The 19,507-nt window shown below is 40.0% G+C and carries 18 protein-coding genes and 1 other RNA gene; 4 read left to right on the top strand and 15 right to left on the bottom strand.

Features of this window, described 5'->3' with window-relative positions; all coding sequences use genetic code 11:
- Positions 1–396 precede the first annotated feature (396 nt).
- From IGI79_RS06565 to alaS, 3 genes are all read right to left on the bottom strand, one after another.
- Positions 397–1,536 carry a cation diffusion facilitator family transporter gene (locus IGI79_RS06565; RefSeq protein WP_418261517.1) on the bottom strand — a complete coding sequence of 380 codons (1,140 nt, stop codon included), beginning with the start codon at positions 1,534–1,536 and terminating at the stop codon, positions 397–399.
- A gap of 38 nt (positions 1,537–1,574) precedes the next feature.
- The gene (locus IGI79_RS06560) at positions 1,575–2,171 is read right to left on the bottom strand and encodes an ECF transporter S component (protein WP_065095763.1); all 597 of its coding nucleotides are present in this window, start codon (positions 2,169–2,171) and stop codon (positions 1,575–1,577) included.
- A gap of 167 nt (positions 2,172–2,338) precedes the next feature.
- A complete protein-coding gene (gene alaS / locus IGI79_RS06555) occupies positions 2,339–4,981 on the bottom strand; it encodes an alanine--tRNA ligase (protein WP_438845759.1) in 2,643 nt (880 codons plus the stop codon).
- Between the two features lie 359 nt (positions 4,982–5,340).
- Here alaS and IGI79_RS06550 point away from each other — a divergent pair, with 359 nt between their 5' ends.
- Positions 5,341–5,769 carry a GNAT family N-acetyltransferase gene (locus IGI79_RS06550; protein ID WP_066025522.1) on the top strand — a complete coding sequence of 143 codons (429 nt, stop codon included), beginning with the start codon at positions 5,341–5,343 and terminating at the stop codon, positions 5,767–5,769.
- A gap of 107 nt (positions 5,770–5,876) precedes the next feature.
- Here the strand turns inward: IGI79_RS06550 and IGI79_RS06545 are convergent, their stop codons facing one another.
- On the bottom strand, positions 5,877–7,226 hold the full coding sequence (locus tag IGI79_RS06545; RefSeq protein ID WP_010735538.1) for a DEAD/DEAH box helicase: 1,350 nt from the start codon (positions 7,224–7,226) through the stop codon (positions 5,877–5,879).
- Positions 7,227–7,301: 75 nt separating this feature from the next.
- Entirely contained in the window at positions 7,302–8,447 is a 1,146-nt protein-coding gene (locus IGI79_RS06540; RefSeq protein WP_335883335.1) for a VanZ family protein, read from the bottom strand.
- A gap of 125 nt (positions 8,448–8,572) precedes the next feature.
- Here IGI79_RS06540 and IGI79_RS06535 point away from each other — a divergent pair, with 125 nt between their 5' ends.
- On the top strand, positions 8,573–8,899 hold the full coding sequence (locus tag IGI79_RS06535; RefSeq protein WP_071867245.1) for a hypothetical protein: 327 nt from the start codon (positions 8,573–8,575) through the stop codon (positions 8,897–8,899).
- Positions 8,900–9,080: 181 nt separating this feature from the next.
- On the opposite strand, the gene IGI79_RS06530 is transcribed toward IGI79_RS06535, so the two are convergent.
- The 7 genes from IGI79_RS06530 to IGI79_RS06500 form a co-directional block, all read right to left on the bottom strand.
- Positions 9,081–9,755 carry an HD domain-containing protein gene (locus IGI79_RS06530; RefSeq protein WP_195273428.1) on the bottom strand — a complete coding sequence of 225 codons (675 nt, stop codon included), beginning with the start codon at positions 9,753–9,755 and terminating at the stop codon, positions 9,081–9,083.
- Positions 9,756–9,785: 30 nt separating this feature from the next.
- Positions 9,786–11,288: a carboxypeptidase M32 gene (locus IGI79_RS06525; RefSeq protein WP_195273427.1), complete on the bottom strand. Its 1,503-nt coding sequence runs from the start codon at positions 11,286–11,288 to the stop codon at positions 9,786–9,788.
- A gap of 63 nt (positions 11,289–11,351) precedes the next feature.
- On the bottom strand, positions 11,352–11,816 hold the full coding sequence (locus tag IGI79_RS06520; RefSeq protein ID WP_065095755.1) for an ASCH domain-containing protein: 465 nt from the start codon (positions 11,814–11,816) through the stop codon (positions 11,352–11,354).
- A gap of 81 nt (positions 11,817–11,897) precedes the next feature.
- A complete protein-coding gene (locus IGI79_RS06515) occupies positions 11,898–13,067 on the bottom strand; it encodes a THUMP domain-containing class I SAM-dependent RNA methyltransferase (protein WP_010735544.1) in 1,170 nt (389 codons plus the stop codon).
- 295 nt (positions 13,068–13,362) lie between these two features.
- Positions 13,363–13,733, bottom strand: an RNA gene (gene rnpB, locus IGI79_RS06510) — RNase P RNA component class B.
- Positions 13,734–13,751: 18 nt separating this feature from the next.
- Positions 13,752–14,165 (bottom strand): cell division regulator GpsB, encoded by a 414-nt coding sequence (gene gpsB, locus IGI79_RS06505; RefSeq protein ID WP_010735545.1) that lies wholly within the window; start codon positions 14,163–14,165, stop codon positions 13,752–13,754.
- A gap of 89 nt (positions 14,166–14,254) precedes the next feature.
- Positions 14,255–14,794, bottom strand: a complete 540-nt coding sequence (locus IGI79_RS06500; protein ID WP_010735546.1) for a DUF1273 domain-containing protein — start codon at positions 14,792–14,794, stop codon at positions 14,255–14,257.
- 64 nt (positions 14,795–14,858) lie between these two features.
- On the opposite strand from IGI79_RS06500, the gene recU reads away from it, so the two are divergent.
- Both recU and IGI79_RS06490 read left to right on the top strand, forming a co-directional pair.
- On the top strand, positions 14,859–15,500 hold the full coding sequence (gene recU / locus IGI79_RS06495; RefSeq protein ID WP_065095754.1) for a Holliday junction resolvase RecU: 642 nt from the start codon (positions 14,859–14,861) through the stop codon (positions 15,498–15,500).
- Positions 15,490–17,880 (top strand): PBP1A family penicillin-binding protein, encoded by a 2,391-nt coding sequence (locus tag IGI79_RS06490; protein WP_065095753.1) that lies wholly within the window; start codon positions 15,490–15,492, stop codon positions 17,878–17,880. Before recU ends, IGI79_RS06490 begins: the two co-directional genes overlap by 11 nt.
- An 87-nt stretch (positions 17,881–17,967) precedes the next feature.
- Here IGI79_RS06490 and IGI79_RS06485 read toward each other — a convergent pair whose 3' ends face one another.
- From IGI79_RS06485 to IGI79_RS06475, 3 genes are read right to left on the bottom strand one after another with little or no spacing between them, the layout of a single operon-like run.
- Complete coding sequence (locus IGI79_RS06485; protein WP_065095752.1) at positions 17,968–18,339, bottom strand: LPXTG cell wall anchor domain-containing protein; 372 nt, start codon at positions 18,337–18,339, stop codon at positions 17,968–17,970.
- Between the two features lie 5 nt (positions 18,340–18,344).
- Positions 18,345–18,908 carry a hypothetical protein gene (locus tag IGI79_RS06480; RefSeq protein ID WP_065095751.1) on the bottom strand — a complete coding sequence of 188 codons (564 nt, stop codon included), beginning with the start codon at positions 18,906–18,908 and terminating at the stop codon, positions 18,345–18,347.
- A gap of 24 nt (positions 18,909–18,932) precedes the next feature.
- Entirely contained in the window at positions 18,933–19,457 is a 525-nt protein-coding gene (locus IGI79_RS06475) for a hypothetical protein (protein WP_438845758.1), read from the bottom strand.
- Positions 19,458–19,507: the final 50 nt, after the last annotated feature.

Raw genomic sequence — 19,507 nt, 5'->3', positions numbered from 1 at the left:
TAAAAAAAGACAAAAAAACGTTTGAATTTCTTTTTTTCACAGAATTCAAACGATAGATTAAAAATTATTTGATCAAGAAGGTTATACTTAAAAATCACACATTTATTAAACGATACATTCTATTATACGACTACGACACCACCTCTATGTTCATTTCAATGGATAAAAGAGTGGACACACCGTTCAGAAAAAATAATATCATCACCCTTTGTTCTCCCCTAAAGATGAAGTGGCGGTGTTCCATAAGCATTCTTTTAAAAAAATAAGCAAAAAACCCGAAAATCCAAGATTTCAGGTTTTCTGCTTATTTTAGCTAAGTGAAACAGTTCAATCAAAACCTCATTGCATCAGATGGACTTATTGATGTTTAACCGTCGCTCATTTTTTTACAACTATTTAGAAAAGTAAATAATTATGATCAAAGGTGATATCTAATTGATACTGCCCGACTCTCTTTTCTATTTGGATACGCATCATTCGTTCTAACTCCTCATCTGACAAACGCGTACCTTCAGGAACAACGACATCAAATTGTAGGATCTGTCCTTTATGGATCATACGGAAATCATGGATCTTCAAGCCTTCTGCTGTCTCATTGATGATTTTTTTCAATTCATTAAGAATCTCTTGATAATTCTCATTATTGATTGGTACAGGATCTAGATGACAGACTAATTCGACACCTAATGATCGTTTAAAATCCTTTTCGATGATGTCCATGATCTTGTGCGCTTCATTTAAATCTAGCCGATCATCCACTTCCACATGAACAGAAGCAAAGCGTTGATTTGGTCCGTAATTATGCACTAACAAGTCATGATAACCGAGGATTTTCGTATAGCCATTCAGCTGCTCCTCCATCGCCTGGATCTGTTCGACAGTGGGACGGCTACCTAATAATTCATACACGAATTCTCTTAACATCATTACGCCGCTGTACAAGATGTAAAGTGCTAACAAGAAGCCAATATAGCCATCCACGCGCCAACCTGTCAACCATTCGACAGAAGCTGAGAGTAAAACAGCAAATGTCGTATATACATCATTATAACTGTCTTTGGCAGTTGCATGTAAGGTTTCCGAATCGATCATTTTTGCGGTTCTCTTGTACATACGCCCCTGAATAACTTTTAAAGCAATCGAAAAGACTAAAACTAAAAAGATGATCGGTGATAGGGCGATATTTTCCGGATCGATGATTTTTTCAATTGAGGAGTGTAAGAACTGGAATCCGACGTACGTGATGATGAGAGACACGAATAATCCACTAATATATTCAAAACGTTCGTGTCCATAAGGATGCTCCGGATCTGCTGGTTTTGCCGCGATTTTGAAGCCAATCAAAGTCAAAACAGAAGAAGCGGTATCCGACAAACTGTTGATGGCATCCGCCATGATCGACACACTTCCAGAGAGTAGTCCGATCATCAATTTCGCAACGAATAGGATCACATTAGTTAACAGACCCCATACTCCTGCCATCAATGCTTTTTTTGTTCGTTCTTTTGCTGTTAGTGTTTCTTGTTTCTTTGCCAAATTTGTGACTCCTTTTATCTGTGATTGCTGGTCTTATATCATTCAGGTTTTAAAGGTGTTGCTGCAAATAATGCTTTGGCGAGTAATGGTGTGATGATCCCCGCGCCGATAGCTTCTGGAATCCCGTTGATTGCGGCAATTCCAGCAAGTGTCTTGAACAAGACCGAAGCATCGACACCATAAGCTTGAGCTGTGGCATTCGTATAAAATAAGCCCATAAATCCTAAAACAAGGATCGTATTGACTAGAGAGCCTAGAATCCCAGCTACAACAGCCGGTACGACGATCGTAGAGGAACGCTTATACAACCAATGGAATACTAAGCCAGCCACTAGTCCCACTAAAACTCTGGGTACAACTGAGATGATTGGATTGGTAAAAACCAACGTATCGAACGGTGTAGTTGGCATCGCGTAGGCTCGGATGATCGTCGCAATTCCCCAGAACAAGCCGATCAACATGCCATCTTTCGGTCCTAATACTACGGCCGCTACGATCACTGTGATATGGATGATCGTCAAGCTAATAAAACCTAATGGAATAAAGCCTAACCATGGAATCATTGATTGAACGATAATGATGGCTAACAAAATGGCACGAAGTACTAACCGAAATGTTTTGTTTTTGCTATTCATTGAATCTCCCCCTGTTTGCTTTACTCTAATCCTATAGCGTTTTGTTGATTTGTCAATAAATGTGTACATAGCAACAACCGTTGAGCCAATGAAAATAAAGCAACGAGTTTGGGAAATCAGCCCAAACTCGCTTGCCATTTATTTGTAGTAAAAACCTACGCTTGCTTCTATTTATTTTCTAACCATGTTTTTGCTTCTGTCAATGCGTCTGAGATACCCGCTGGGTTTTTTCCACCTGCTTGCGCCATATCTGGACGACCACCGCCACCACCGCCGACTTTCGGTGCGATTGCTTTGATCAAATCACCGGCTTTTAAGCCTGCTTCATTTGCTTCAGGTGTCATTGCTGCTAACAAGCTGACTTTACCTTCTTGTTCGTTTGCCAAGACAAGAATATCTGAAACTGCTTTTTGTTTCCATTGATCAGCTAATTGACGCAATTGATTCATATCTTTTACTTTAACTTGCGCAGTGATGATCGTTTTGCCATTGATCGTCTCTGGATTTTTGAAAATATCCCCTGCTTGTTGGTTGGCTAACTTACTTGCCAATTGTTCATTTTCTTTTTGTAGTTCTCTTACTTGTTGTTGCAATTGTTCTGCTTTAGCTACGACTTCTTTCAATTGTAGTGATTTCACGATTGCCGCAACTTCTTTTAGTTGTTGTTCTTCGCTTTCCAACAATTCATAAGCTTCTTTACTTGTCACCGCTTCGATCCGACGAACCCCTGCACCGATCCCTGATTCAGAAACGATTTTAAAGATTCCGATGTTTTCGGTATTACCGACATGCGTACCACCACATAATTCGATCGACCAACCGCCGATATTGACCACGCGGACTTCATTGCCATATTTTTCGCCAAACAATGCCATTGCGCCCATGTTTTTCGCTGTGTCGATATCTGTTTCGATGGTTTCGACAGGAATCGCTTCCCAGATTTTTTCGTTCACGATTTGTTCCATTTTCGCCAATTCTTCACTTGTGATCTGCCCAAAATGTGTGAAGTCAAAACGTAAATGGCCTGGTGCAACCAATGAACCTGCTTGGTTGGCATGATCGCCTAATACTTCTTTTAATGCTTTGTGCAATAAGTGAGTAGCCGTATGGTTTTTGATGATTCGGTTACGTCTTGGTTCATCGATCAATAAATGATAGGTGTTTCCTTCTTTGATTTCAGAAAGGACTTCTGCTTTATGCAAGAATTGTCCATTTGGTGCTTTACGAACATCGGTCACATTAGCTACTGTTTCACCAGCTGCATCAATGATCCAACCTTGATCGGCTACCTGTCCACCCATTTCAGCATAAAATGGTGTTTGATCAAAGATCAATTGAGCTTCCCCATCCGATAGTTCACTGACGATTGTTTCGTCTTGGACGATCACTAGTAATTCACTGTCAGATTCAATATGGTCATAACCGATGAATTTGCTGTCTACTTTGATATCTGTCAATAAAGCAGATTGAACACCCATCGATGTTTCTGTATTACGAGCCGCACGCGCGCGCTCACGTTGCGCCTGCATTTCTGTTTCAAAGCCTGCGTGATCGACATTCAATCCTTCATCTTCCGCCACTTCTTCTGTCAATTCGACTGGGAATCCATACGTATCGTAAAGTTTAAAGATATCTTTTCCGGCAAGCGTTGTTCCGTTTGCTTGTTTTACCTCTTTGATCACTTGGTTCAAGATCTCAAGACCTTCATTGATCGTTTCATTGAAACGTTCTTCTTCCGTACGAACGACTTTTTCGATAAATTCTTTTTGCTCCAACACTTCAGGGTAGTAGCTCTCCATGATTTCGCCAACAACAGGCACTAAACGGTATAAGAAAGCTTGCTCGATCCCTAATTTTTTTCCGTGCATGACTGCTCGACGCAACAAACGGCGCAACACATAGCCGCGTCCTTCATTTGAAGGCAATGCCCCGTCACCGATCGCAAAAGATAATGCGCGGATATGGTCTGCGATTACTTTATATGAAATATCAGTTAAGGCATCCTCACCGTATTTTACTTTGTTGCTCAATTGCTCAACTGCATGGATGATCGGCATAAATAAATCTGTTTCAAAGTTGGTTGGTGCATCTTGAACGATGGAAACCATTCGTTCTAAGCCCATGCCCGTATCAATGTTTTTATGTGGAAGAGGTTCAAACGTATTATCTGGTTTGTGGTTGAACTCTGAGAATACTAAGTTCCAGATTTCAAGATAACGTTCATTTTCGCCACCAGGATAGTTTTCAGGATCATCTTCTTCCAAGTCATTATAGGCTTCGCCACGATCATAAAAAATCTCTGTATCTGGTCCACATGGTCCAGCACCGATATCCCAAAAGTTATCTTCTACATCCACGATATGGTCAAGAGATAACCCAACTTCTTCGTGCCAGATACGTTTTGCTTCTGTATCTTTTGGATAAACAGTGACATATAATTTCTCAGGATTAAACGCCATCCATTTTGGACTTGTTAAAAATTCCCATGCCCAGTGGATTGCCTCTTCTTTGAAATAATCGCCGATCGAGAAGTTCCCTAACATTTCAAACATCGTATGATGACGAGCTGTTTTCCCAACATTTTCGATATCATTCGTCCGAATCGATTTTTGCGCATTCGTGATTCTTGGATTGTCTGGTACAACAGATCCATCAAAATATTTCTTTAGTGTCGCCACTCCTGAGTTGATCCATAATAAGGTTGGATCATTGACCGGTACTAGTGAAGCACTAGGTTCGATCGTATGTCCTTTTTCTTGGAAAAAGTCTAAAAACATTTGACGTACTTCTGCACTGCTTAATTTTTTCATTGTTTTACCTTCTTTCTACATAATAAACGACAAAAAACACCATTACAGCCAAGGACGAAAACTCGCGGTACCACCTTGATTGCAATGATGTTTACTCATTACCTCTTAAACTCGTTAACGCTGAGTCGCGTTGATATTTCTATCAAATTGAAAAAGGGAGCAGTTTGAACAGTGACTATTCTTTTTTCAGCCGAGAAAGAATTTTCTGTGAGTCAGTCTAAAACAAACTATGTCCTTTTTGTACTTTATCAGTATACGTATTCTTAGCGATGCTGTCAATCCTACTTTTTGATTTTTCATTGTTTGCGATCTACGTTTTCCTTGCTATAATCAGGAAAGAACCCTAGGGAGGCAAAACAATGGAAACGTATTTTGGAACCGAAGAATGGATAAAAGCCAGCAGTTACGTTTTACGTTATGACGTATTCGTGTTAGAGCAAGAAATACCTGCTCATTTAGAATTTGACGGTAAGGATGCCTATTACCCAAACCTTGTCATGATCCATGACGAACAGCCAATTGCTACCTTACGTTACCAAAAACAAAGTGACGAACAAATCCAATTTGATCGTTTTTGTGTCGCAAAAGATTGGCGCAAACGTGGGATTGGCAGAGAAATGCTTCAATTGGCAGAAAAGCGAGCAATAAATGAGGCATTCAAAGAAATCTATTTGATTGCAGAAATCCCCGCCGTTCCTTTCTACGAAAAGCAGGGCTACCAGAGTTTTTCAGACCCACTGATCGAAGACGGCATTCTTTGTCAACAGATGCGAAAACAGCTCTCCTAATATCAACTGTTTAATCAAAAAAATCAGCCCCAAAACCAAAAATAGATTTCCTATTTAGGTTTTTGGGGCTGAAAGTCAAGAGCAGCGTGATTCGCTCATGACTGCTTTTATTGGTTGGAATTCTTTTTATTTTTTCTGGCTGTACGCGTTTGTTGACGTCTTTCGATCTTGCGGTCTTTTTTATTTTTCTCCGCAATCGCCCAGTCGATTTTTTTCTTGTAACCAGGTTTGATTTTTTTCTTTTTCTTTTTGACTAAACCAATCAGTGTTGGGTCTAGACTGTCTTTTGATTTTTCACGTTTCGTCCGACGGTTACGGTCATAGGTTTTAACGATTTCACCATTTTTGATTTCCATTGGCTCAAAGACAACACCGATTTTTTCGATGCCTTCGATCAATGGCTCATCACTTGGTGCATATAAAGTGATCGCGGTTCCTTTTAAGCCATTTCTACCAGTACGACCGACACGGTGGATAAAGAAATCTAGATCTTCTGGGACCTCTGCATTGATGACATGAGAAACGCCTTCGATATCGATACCACGAGCAGCTAAGTCTGTCGCAACTACATATTGATACTCTAAGTTTTGCACTTGGCGCATCACACGCTTACGCTCACGAGGAGTGATATCTCCATGGATCTTCGCTACTTTCAAGCCTTGGTTTTTCAAGTAATCAGCGATTTCGTCTACATGTTGTTTCGTATTTGCAAAGACGATTGCTAAATAAGGATGCCCGATCGTCAATAATTGATAGATCGTTTGATTCTTATCTTTTCCTTTTGTTGAAACTAACCAATTCTCGATATCTTCTGAGATCACTGCTTTTGGTTTGATTTCTTCGATGATTGGATTTTCCATATATTTACGCAAGAATGGGCGTAGTTTTTCTGGAATCGTTGCTGAGAAAACTAAAAATTGTAATTTCTCTGGTAAGCGACTAGCGATTTGATCAACTTCATTCAAGAATCCCATATCTAAGGTCATATCTGCTTCATCCACGATGAACGCAAAGGCTGTATGGATCTTCAAAGCTTGCTCATTCATCATGTCAAGGATACGTCCTGGTGTACCGACAACGATCTGTGGTTGTTGGTGGTTCAAGCGATTTAATTGACGTTGTTTGTCTGTTCCGCCGACAAAATTCGATACGCGAATCTCCGGATCGGAAAACTTAGCGATTTGAACAGCAGCTTCATAGATCTGCGTCGCCAGTTCACGACTTGGTGCTGTGATCACCACTTGGACTTCTTCTTTATTGGCATTGATTTTTTGAAATAGAGGCAAAAGAAACGTATGCGTTTTTCCTGAACCAGTTTGTGATTGTCCGATGATATTTTTCCCTTTTAAAATCAAAGGAATCAATCGTTCTTGCACTTCTGTTGGTTGTTGGAACCCTTTTTCTGCTAACGCTTCGTTGATAAACGGATGAAAATTGAATTGTTTAAAATGACTCATTTCGACACCTCTTCTCTTTGTATTTTTCACGACTTTGGAATTATACCATAAATTTGCTTATTTTGCTTGAAAAGGTCAGGCTTTTCTATCTTTGATCGTACTGATCGTGTAAGTATGACTCGCTTTCTCATAGAATAAAACTCTCTTTTTGCGGATAAAAGATAAGAATAGATTCAGACCGAAGATGAACTGTGCAACCAAAGTACATAAGAAAATGAATACTGCACTCATCTGTGTGACACCTGTCGCTTGATTGATGACTGGACCAACTAATTGGCTCAACCAGCCTAGCCCATAAAATAAGAAATAGAGATACGCATATCGAATGAACAATGCACGAAATCTGATTCGTTCTCTCCCATCTTCAACAAGCTTGATCCGGACGATTTTTTTTCCAAGTGTTCTGCCATTCGTTAAGAAAGGAAGAAGCATGAAATATAGAAAGACTTGCACGAACAACCACCAACTGTAGGAAGTGAACTCGCTACTTCCAAACGATAATCCGGCTACTAATCCGATAATCGCCGAACAAATAGACAAGAAAAACCAATCGATCAAATAGGCAACCAGGCGGCGCGTCAATGAGACTGTCTTGCCTTTTTCATAAGATACTTCATCCATTCTCGCTCTTGTAGGCAACATAAACGTGAAAATCGGTGTCACTATGAACCCCAGCATCCCGCCAAATGTATTCGTCAGTAAATCATTGACATCAAATAATCGATACGGACGTGGATAGATAAAGTAAAGACCGGTTAATTGTGTCAACTCAAAAAATAGGGAGAGACAGAAACTTGCAATAACCGTTTTGACGAAGGATAGTCGGAAATAATACCTTAAATAGATGCCAAACGGTAAGAGTAAAAAGACATTGAATAATGGCTCTAAAAAAACACTTTGTCGCATCGCAGGTAAATACGTACTCGGATCAGCCAATACAAGAACAGTATTCGCTCTGAAGTTCTCCCAAGACGCAAATAGGTGTAATTCCATTTTTGGACCTGTCATTTGCGCAACAGCTTCCTTAGTAGGTAAAGGTAAAATCACTAAAAAGTAAGCACATAATAGATAAAAGACAAATGAATATAAAATGACCGCTCTAGTTAGGAGAAACGTTCCATACTTTCGGTATTCATAAATAAAAAAGATAGCAGAAATCGCCAACGCTAGAAAAGGAAAGACGATCAACGCAAAGCGAATCGGCTCGATATAACTTGGCATAAATAAAAATCCTCCTTTGAATATAGTCATCTTATCAAGATTGCTTCAAAAAACGCAAGCAATGACTAAATTATTTTTAAATTCCTATCAATTGAAGTATGATTATTATAAGGAGGCGATTCATTTTGCTTAATATTTATTTTGTATTTGGTGTTCCAGCATTTTTACTTATTCTCTATTTAGTCTTTGCATTGATTCGTAAGCGGACATCGATCCATTACTTAGGCTTTATTCTATTGATCATCGCAGGCTTTATGCTTGTTTTCAACTTACAGACATGGCAACAAGCACTATCTGAGCTTTCACATACTTCAAGTGCAGAACTTTCTGCAGAACTTGGCTATTCTGTGTATTTGATCTGGGTGCCGATTGGGATTGCTACTTTATTATTTTTGTTGAATATTTTCCGAGCTTTGTTAAGGATCAAGCAAATTCGAAAAAAAAACAAATAGAAAGACGAGGTCCAGACAGAAGCGTTTAGCCTCGAAAAATAAGGCGCCATCCACGAAAATTGTTTTTCAACTTTTTGTGGATAGCGCCTTATTTTTTGAAGAGGTTCCTTCTGTTCCCGCCGTTTATTTGGTTTTAGATGATGCGAGAGGACGAATGGCGCAAACACGTCTTTTGATTCAATTATCGGTTACGCCAAGTTTGTGCAGCAAGTGAATCATCACCTAAGAACCATTCTGTGTAGAACTCATCTAGAAATCCACGCATAAATGCTGCACGTCGTTTGGCTTCTTGCCTCGCATACTCCGTATTCATTTGATCTGGCAGTAACAGCAATTTCTCATAAAAATGATTGATGACTGTCGAACCTTTACGATAATCTTGTTTATTCGTATAATTGATCGGCTGGATGGCTGGGTCGAAAATCGGATGCCCCTTATGTCCTCCATAATAAGCCGTGCGTAAAATACCCATTGCACCTAACGCCTCTAAGCGATCTGCATCTTGTACGATCTTGCCTTCTAATGACAATTCAACGTCATCAGACAAGCTTTTTGAAAAAGACATATTTTCGATGATATGAAAAATCTGGTAAATCTCTGTTTCTGCTACTCCGATGTTTGCTAAAAAGACTCTAAGTTTTTCTTTCGCTTGCTTTTCATCTTCGACCACTTTATCATCGACCGTATCATGTAGATATGCCGCTGCCAGAGTGATAAAAGAATCGGCTTGTGGTAGTGTCTCAAGGACTTGACGGGAAAGTTCGACTACCCGATTCGTATGATCCACACCATGTCCTGAACGATCCAAAGACAATTGTTCCATGCTGTAGTTAGCAATTTCATTTAATTTATCCACTGCCGCTTTCACCTTCTATTTGAGAATTTTTTAGACTTCTTCAACACCATAAACGCTAAAGTAAAGTTTTCGCATGAAATCGATCAAGTACTGCGGATTCAATGCTTCTCCTGTCGCATCTTGAATCAATTGATTTGGTTTTCTTGATGCACCGTACTGATGGATTTTTTCTGTCATCCACTCTTTGATCGGTGAATAATCATCAGAAGATAAGATCTCATCAACAGCGATATCTTTTTTCATTGCATGTAACAATTGGGCAGCATACATAAATCCTAACGCATAAGATGGGAAGTAACCAAAACTTGCACCTGACCAATGGACATCTTGTAAGATCCCTTCTAAATCGTTTGTTGGGCGGATACCTAAATACTCTTCATATTTTTGGTTCCATACTTCTGGTAATTTCTCAACTTCTAACCCTTCATTGAACATCATTTTTTCGATCTCATAACGTATAATGATGTGCAATGGATACGTCAAACTGTCTGCTTCGATCCGAATCAAGCTTGCTTTTGTATACTGCAATGAACGATAGAAATCATCAAAAGAAATATCATCAAAGGTTCCTTCAGCACACTCTTGGAAGAATGGGTACTGTTTTTCCCAGAAACTACGGTTGCTGCCGACAATGATTTCATTGAAAAGTGATTGCGACTCATGGATGCCCATCGAAGTACCTTCACCAACTGGTGTATACGTATATTTTTCATCAATATTTTGTTCATACATCCCGTGTCCGGCTTCATGGATCACTCCAAACGTTGCCATTTTGAAGTCCTCTTCATTCCAACGTGTCGTGATGCGGACATCATTACGATTGATCCCGATCATAAATGGATGGATCGTGTCATCTAAGCGACCTCTAGAAAAATCATATCCTAACTGTTTGATCACACCGACTACAAAACGTTTTTGTTGTTCCTTCGTCATTTTACGTGAAAGAAAATCCGTCTCAGGTGCTGTTCCTTTTTCGACTAAGGCTTGACGGATGGACATAATACCTTCTTTGACTTGATCAAATACTTGATCTAAGATCTCTACTGTCATTCCTGGTTCGTATTGATTCAACAGCACATCATAATCTGTTTTCTCCTCTTTACGCCAATATGGGATCAACTGTTTTGTGATCTTGATGTTTTCAGATAACGCGGATTCAAAATCAGCAAATTGTTTTGATTCACGCGATTCTTGCCATTTTGTGTGGGCTTTAGAAGTCGCAGAAGTTAATGCAATCATCAATTCTTCCGGTACTTTATGCTCTAATTCATAGTCTTCCTTGACTTTCTCAAAAACCGTTTTTCCGACTTCAGACAACTCGTCAGGGTGCGCAGAGAAGTATTCGATTGCTTCTGCGATTTTCGGTCCGACTTTTTTTGAGAAATATAGCCCATATAAATAACTGTTGACTTCACTGCGTTCTTCACTTGATTTTTCTGGCATACCTGTTTGGATATCCCAGTCCAATACTGTTAACGCTTGACTCATTAAATCGATTTCTTTGACTTCTTTCAAAAATTCCTTTTCATTCATCCAAAAATCCTCCAACTTATCCTAGTTATCATTTATCCAATAGTTATCGCTCACTTACTTTTACTACATTTCCTTTGCGTTGATTAATTCAAACCGTTCAACAGCAAGGGGCATCTCTTCATAAAATTCTTTTCCAATTTGGGGCATTAACTCCCTAAAAAATTTTTTATGAACTTTATACCAGTAATCATAACTCAAATCACCCTCACCCTCAGCACGGGCAATTTCTTCTGTTACTTCATTCATTGGCATTACCGTCATATCTGTATATTTTATGATGCCTACAGGTTCGTCTTTACTATTTAAAACAATGGTATAACTTCCGATTTTAGACAAAGGGTCTGCATCGTAATACAGGCATTCATCGTATGATGAACATGACGCCGTTTTGATCCCCTTTAAAATCAAGTCCGCCAATTCATCTGCCATCGGTGTCCCTTCCCAACCCCACTGCTCTGCCGTAACATTTGTTGGGGGGGATTCACCTTGCCAAAATTCTTTCCAATACTTTTTTGCTTGTTCATTCATTTAGAATTCCTCCAAAAATCATAGGGTCAAAGGTCTTAAAGTCCCAACCATGTTTTTTTGGTGTCCATACTTATATCCTAGTTATTCGTTTTCAGTCCGTTCTTTTCTTGGTGGCCGAGTTCCCCAATATTGGAACAGATCTGTGCGCAATGCACCATTGTATAATTTACGTTTTTTTGTTGCTTTTTGTCCGTAAAATTCTTCAAATGCCAAATCACTTGTCAAGATGTACTTACTCCACGTTTTCAATGGTCGGAAGACCTCACCCATTTCTTTGTAGAGACGACGAACAGACTCTTCTTCACCTAAGCGTTCACCATAAGGGGGATTAGCAACGATCACGCCGTATTCTTTTTCCGTTTTGAAGTCCTTCACTGCCCGTTGTTGGAAGGTGATGGAATCTCCTAAACCGATCTCTTCCGCATTGGCTCTGGCGATACCGATCAATTGACCATTGATATCAGACCCAGTGATATCTAATTCGATATCATAATCTGCCTGTTCTTCTGCTGCTGCACGTACTTTTTCCATGATAGCCGGATCGAACCAATCCCACGTCTCACACACAAATTCACGATTGAAACCAGGGGCGATATTATGACCGATCAGTGCAGCTTCGATACACAGTGTTCCTGAACCACAAACCGGATCATAAAACGGACGATCTTTTCGCCAGTTCGTCAACATCACTAAAGCTGCTGCCATATTTTCTTTTAATGGGGCACCACCTTTTTCTAAGCGATAACCGCGTTTGAACAAACTTGGACCAGTTGTATCAAGGGTCACTAACACATGATCTTTCAGTAAAGCAACTTCTAGTTGAAAATGTGCACCGGTTTCTGTCAATGGCACAGTAGACGGACGATGATAATACGTACGTAGTCTTTCAACAATTGCTTTCTTAGTGATGGCTTGACAGTCTGGTGTACTATAAAGCGTCGATTTGATCGATTTTCCTGCAACCGGGAAAGAGGCGTCTAATGGAAGGTAATCTTCCCATGGTAACGCTTTGACTTGCTCGAATAATTCATCAAACGTACGGGCATCAAATTCACCCACGACGATCTTGATACGATCTGCTGTACGTAACCACAGATTTGTTGTAGCAATCGTTTCCATCGTCCCTTTGAAACGCGCACGACCATTTTCGACTTGGCACTCGATGCCAAGATCTCTAAGTTCTTTTCCTACTAATGCTTCTAGCCCGCTTGCCGCTGTCGCTATTAAATTGAATTCTCTATTTTTATCCATTGTACTCTCCTTATCAATCAAAAAAGAGGCATGACATTTGTCCTCTATAATCAAACAAATGGTGTGGCAGAAGCAGCCCTTAGAAAATAAGCAACAACACCCAAAAATACGATAAGCTATTTTCGTATGTTGCTGCTTAATTCTTGGAGCTGTGCGCTTCCGTCACACCCTCTTCTAAATCCCCCTACATCCGATCTTTTCTATGTGAAAAGACCTGACGTAGGAAAAAGCTATTGTTAGTACTGTTTTTGTAGGCTGTTATTCGCCTATCGATTTATTCCCTGAAGATGTGGTTTTCTATAAGCCATGTTCTGTACTTTGTTTTTCCAGGGAGAAAAAACAAAGCGGTAACCATCTATCTGCAGATCAACTGCCCTTTTGTCTCGTTCTGATTCCCCGACAAAAAGCGCCCCTACCGTTGTTTGGGTTGCTCGCTCGAGGGGTTTACCGCGTTCCACCGAACAAGTTTCCTCGTTCGCTTCGTCACTGTGGCACTTTCAAGGATACTGAAGCATAGCCGAAACCTTAGCTTGTTTTCCTGCCGTTACTCTGAAAGAGTACCTTAGCTTATTTTTTCGCTAAGCACGAACACTACAGGCATCACAGCCTGTGCGAGCATGGACTTTCCTCAGTCTGGTCAAAGCCAGACCGCGATTACCCGAAAACCACAAATCGATTCATTGCTTAAAACTGACGTGTTGCTTCGTTGTCATGTTCATTTGTTGTTGTATAGTTGTTTGGATTAGGTGTTACTGGTGGTACATTTCCTGCTTGTGCATCTAATTTTTTACCAAATACTTCACGTTCAAGATTTGATAGACGTTTTAAAATATCAAAATTCGTTACTGCCGCACTTTTCGGAGTTTCTGTTTGTTGTGCACGACTTGGAGCTGCTCCTTGGTTTTTCGATAATTGAGCGACTTTTGCACTTAATTTATCGTTTTCTTCTTGTAAAGCAAGGAGTTGTTTGCTGTAATTCTCATAATCTTTGATAATATTGTCTAAGAATTCGTCCACTTCGATCGGATCATATCCGCGCATCTTTGTTTTGAATTCTTGTTGTAAAATGTCTTTAGGACTATAAATCAAATTCGCCATATTTACACCTCTAGTTCTCATTTACGTATTAACGTTTCTACTTTTTTATTGTATCGGAAAAGACTTGATAAATCAAACACTATATTATTTTATTCACTAAAATTTTGCAAATCATCCATGCTGACGGTTCGAATCTCATAAGGATGACTCCCTTGATATTTTTGTGCATCCTTAAAAAAATAGTCTGTTTTTCCAGGATATTCTGGATCATAAATCAATAGGGTCCCGTCTGTGTGTTGTAGAATAAATTGGGTATGATTCCTTAGTTGACTTGGTGATTGATAGGGTTGATGACTCACCGACTCACGATAGTCAGAAAGCTGTTCTACCAGCCTTTTCTTTTCCTGATTGTTCTCATTCCAACCATTGCCAAATTCTGCAAACGGATAAATGATCCCAAGCTTCAATTCTGGATAATCCGTCTTCATTTCAGCGACGACTTCACCTGCCCATAATTCGACACCTAAGTTACCGCTGATGATCACCCATTCCAATCCTTCTTCCACTAATTGAGTCAATTCATTTTTTAAAACTTTTTTAATAACTGTCATTTTAGGGTCATTATCTTTGAATATGCCTAATTCAAAACTGCGATAACCAGAGATATACATTACTTTTATTGTATCCATTCCAGTTTCCTTTTCTTTCTCTGTGCTTTTTTGCTATAATGTGGCCTAGGAGAGTGATTCGATCATGGTTTTACGCTATCCAAATGGCCGTCCTTATATCAAGGATGCCTCGTCCAAAGAAAAAAAACAAGTAAAAAGGAACCCACATACGGAGTTTGGCAATCGCGGGATGCGATTTGAAGAAGCCATCAATGAAAGCAACGAGTATTATCTGGCACATCAAATGGCCGTTATCCATAAAAAGCCAACACCGGTTCAAATCGTAAAAGTTGACTACCCTCGACGTAGTGCCGCTGTCATTAAAGAAGCTTATTTTACTCAAGCTTCCACAACTGATTATAACGGTGTCTATCGAGGTTTCTATTTGGATTTTGAAGCAAAAGAGACAAAAAACAAAACTTCATTTCCATTTAAAAATTTTCATCCCCATCAAATCTCACATATGGAAGCTTGTCTAAATCAAGGAGGAATCTGTTTTGTCCTTTTATGGTTTTCTGCCTTACAACGTTGTTTTTATTTAGATAGTACACATTTAGTCCATTATTGGCACGAACAACAGACACAAGGAAGGAAATCCTTGCCGCTTTCATTGATCGAAAAATTAGGAATCGAGATTCCAAGTGGCTTTGCCCCTCGTGTTCCATACTTGCAAGCAATCGACCAGTACTTAGAATCTAATGAAGGAGAACCAAAGAATGCCAACTAATCAAACGAGATCTTCTAAAAGAAGCACCTCCTCTTCTTCTCCAAAGAAAAGAGGAAAACAATCAACGAAAAAAGGCACTGGAAAAGATCGAAAAGGATTGATCACACGTATTCTTTTAATTGGTCTTTCCTTGATCTGTGTCGCTTTTCTCGCAGGGGTCGGACTTTTTTGGTTTTATGCCAAAGATGCTCCTGCTTTGACAGACGAAAAACTGGATGCAACAGTTTCGTCAAAACTTTATACGAAAGATGGCGAGTTATTTGAGGATCTAGGAGCAGAAAAAAGAGAAAAAATTTCTGCCAACGAACTGCCAAAGACACTTGAAGATGCCATCGTTTCAGTCGAAGACCGAAGATTTTACAAACATATCGGTGTCGACCCTGTTCGGATCATCGGTGCCGCATTATCCAACTTTACATCTGGCGGCTTACAGGGTGGTAGTACGTTGACTCAGCAGCTGATCAAGCTCTCTTTCTTCTCAACTAGTACCGAAGACCAAACAATCAGACGTAAAGCCCAAGAAGCTTGGATGGCTGTCAGACTGGAACAAACGAAATCAAAACAAGAGATATTGACCTATTATGTCAATAAAGTCTATATGTCTAACGGTCTTTATGGCATGGAAACAGCGGCTCAATCTTACTTTGGAAAAACATTAAGCGAATTGAATTTACCGCAAACCGCGCTTTTAGCAGGAATGCCTCAAGCACCGTCAGCTTATGATCCTTACCAGTTTCCAGAGCAAGCAAAAAAACGTCGTGACACTGTCTTGTACACGATGCTCCAAAACGAAAAAATCTCTCAAACAGAGTACGATACAGCGATCAATACACCGATCACGGATGGGTTACAAGAATTAACCCAAGAAGACACTAATACACGGATCGTCGACAATTATGTCAAAGAGGTCATCAATGAAGTCCATGCTAAAACAGACAAGAATGTCTATACCGATGGCTTAGATATTTATACGAACTTAGACTTGAATGCCCAAAAACACTTATATGATGTAGTGAATACAGATCAATACGTTGCATATCCAGATGATCAAATGCAAGTAGCCACTACGTTGATCGATGTCAATACTGGACAAGTCACCGCGCAGATCGGTGGAAGAAACATTCCGGATGATGTCGCTTTAGGTAATAACTTAGCTGTTAATACCTCTCGTGACTTTGGTTCAACCATGAAACCGATCACTGACTACGCGCCAGCATTTGAAGAATTGAACTATTCTACTGGCAAATTGATCGCCGATGCACCTTACAATTATGAAGGAACTTCTATTCCTGTTTCGAACTGGGACAACCGTTACATGGGAATGGTCACCTTGCGCCAAGCGTTATACCTTTCAAGAAACGTCCCGGCAGTCAAGCTCTTCAATGAAGTTGGCGCAGATAAAGTCGCAGAATTCTTGAGTAGCTTAGGGATCGAATATAGCACGATCCACCAGTCAAATGCGATTTCAAGTAATACTGAACAACAAGATGGTACAAAATACGGTGCTTCTTCTGAAAAAATGGCCGCAGCATACGCTGCCTTAGCAAACGGTGGTACTTACTATAAACCACAATACGTTAATCGGATCGTTTTCCAAGATAGCACCGAAGAAACATTTGAACCAGAAGGAACAAGAGCGATGTCTGAAGAAACAGCGTACATGGTGACGGACATCTTAAAAGACACGATCACTCGCGGAACCGGCACGAATGCCGCAATCCCAGGGTTGATCCAAGCAGGTAAAACAGGAACATCTAATTATACGGACGAGGAGTATGCTAAGTTAGGTACCTCAACGGGCGTTTATCCAGACATTTTATTTGCTGGTTATACACCGAATTATGCGATTTCTGTGTGGACGGGATACAATGATAAAATGACTCCGATCACTTCCACTGGAACAGATGTAGCTTCAGATGTTTATCGCGAATTGATGAAATTTGTCTCTGCAAATGTGACAAATACGGATTGGACGATGCCTAACGGACTGTACCGTTCTGGTGGTGAATTATTCTTTAGAAATGCATCATCATCTGGCAATTCAAACGCTACGGTGCCGTCAACGACGATTCCTTCTTCATCTGCGGTCGTCCCTGTAACTCCTGTTCCAGATTCTTCAACGAGCGAAACTGTTCCTGAGACTTCTACAAGCTCAACGACTGAACCTAGTAGCTCTGAACAGTCGACGCCACCAAGTAGTGAACCAACTGAACCAAGTAGTGAGCCTTCTACAGAACCACCAGCATCTTCTAGCGAGGAAGCACCACCTGAATCCTCTGCTACGCCGCCAAGTTCCGAAGATACAAATGCTGCTGGTGGTGACAGCGGGACACGAACTGCACCTTCTACTCGAGCTTCGTCCAGAAACAGTAGTGATTGACCATAGAAAAAAGCCATTCTCTGCGGATGGCTTTTTTGTTTACTCGTTTTCTGTCATTTTTCAACGCTCATTTCCCTACTAGATCGATCATTTTAAGTATTCAATAGGATAGTTTCGTTTTCTAGAAAACAAAACTACTCCCCCAGAAATACCAATCAACAGATAACCTAAGAAAACAATTCGTTGATTTACTACTGTTCCTGTTTCGGGTAGATTTTGTTTTGTGATCGCAGAAAGATCAGCGACTAGTGTCTGGTGCTTATTTGCTTCTTTTGTTTCTTCAACAGTCGATCCAATCGTACCAGATACTCTGATATTGTGAGTGGATTGCACCACTTCTGCCTTGACTATGGTGGAAAAGGATAAGCTAATAATAAGAAGTATGTGTAGTACCGATAAAACTTGCCATTTTTTACTTCTAGACTTCCTCATCTTACTATCTAATAGTAAATTTTCCATTTGCTTTATTCCTCTACTGCAAAATTCAATACTAGTTTAAAGCTCGGATTACTTTCTACGGAAGCATTTCTCGGTGTCGCATCCCCACTAAATTGGAAGTTACCGACTGTATGATTCCCCTCATTACCAGATAAGGTGAATAAAGGCGTAGCTGCCACTGTTGAAACCCCGTCTTTAAATAATTCGATCGTATTGATCATTAGTCGATCTACTTCGCTCATTTCTTTGACTTCTGTCACATTTGAGACGGAAGCCCGCACACTTAGCGCAGAATGGTTCGTCACGTGATAAGCCGGAGAAGTAATCTTTTTATGCTCAGATTCTTCTGTTGTCCGGAAAATAGCTGTCGTCGGTAGGGTCACATTGATCCATTGATCGAGATTTTCTGGATTTGGACCAGGCTTTGTATTATCAAATTCACCGATGATCCCCTTTATAGTGATATCTCCAGAAGTTGCGCCTTCTCGCCCATCGATGGTTTGGACTGGACTTGCAAAAGCGGTAATTCCACTAATACATACTCCTGTAATTGTTAGAATACTTAACACTAATTTTGTTGCTTTTTTCATTTAGGTAGCCTCACTTAAATTGGATTAATTTTTTATCAATATACTGATTTCTGCTTCGGTTACGCCTTGCTTTTCTTTGGTTTCTGGATCATAGATATTGACTGTCGCTGTTGCTGGATATTCTCCTTTTTCTAAAGGTCGTTTCAAATACACCGCTTCAATCAATTGATTGGGATAAATCGCACCAGAAGAATAAATCACTTCTTTCGTATCATTGATCGTGATATCGACCGCAATCGGATAAACATTCGTGCCAGGATTGACGATTTCGATCGATCCACGACTTCTGCCATTTTCGAAAACTGCTTCTGAGTTGATCTGCAAGGTGAAATAATTTGCATCTGCTAGTTCTTGCGCACGCTCAGAGATCCGTTGATCACTCGCATCACTGATTTCAGGTAACAAATCCGCGCTGATAACTGGAATGGGTTCTTTGTGACCAAACCAATACCAACTAGCAACAGCCATCACCATTAAAGAAACAAACAATAATAAGACACCGTTCTTCCGTCGTTTCTTTTGTTGATTCCTTCGTTTTGTTTTACTCATTGGTTGAACGTCTCCTAGTCATTATCATTCTTTTATCTCGTACATCTATG

Source organism: Enterococcus sp. AZ084 (assembly GCF_051714905.1).
Lineage (GTDB): Bacteria > Bacillota > Bacilli > Lactobacillales > Enterococcaceae > Enterococcus_B > Enterococcus_B pernyi.
This window is presented reverse-complemented; position numbering and strand designations above follow the sequence as displayed.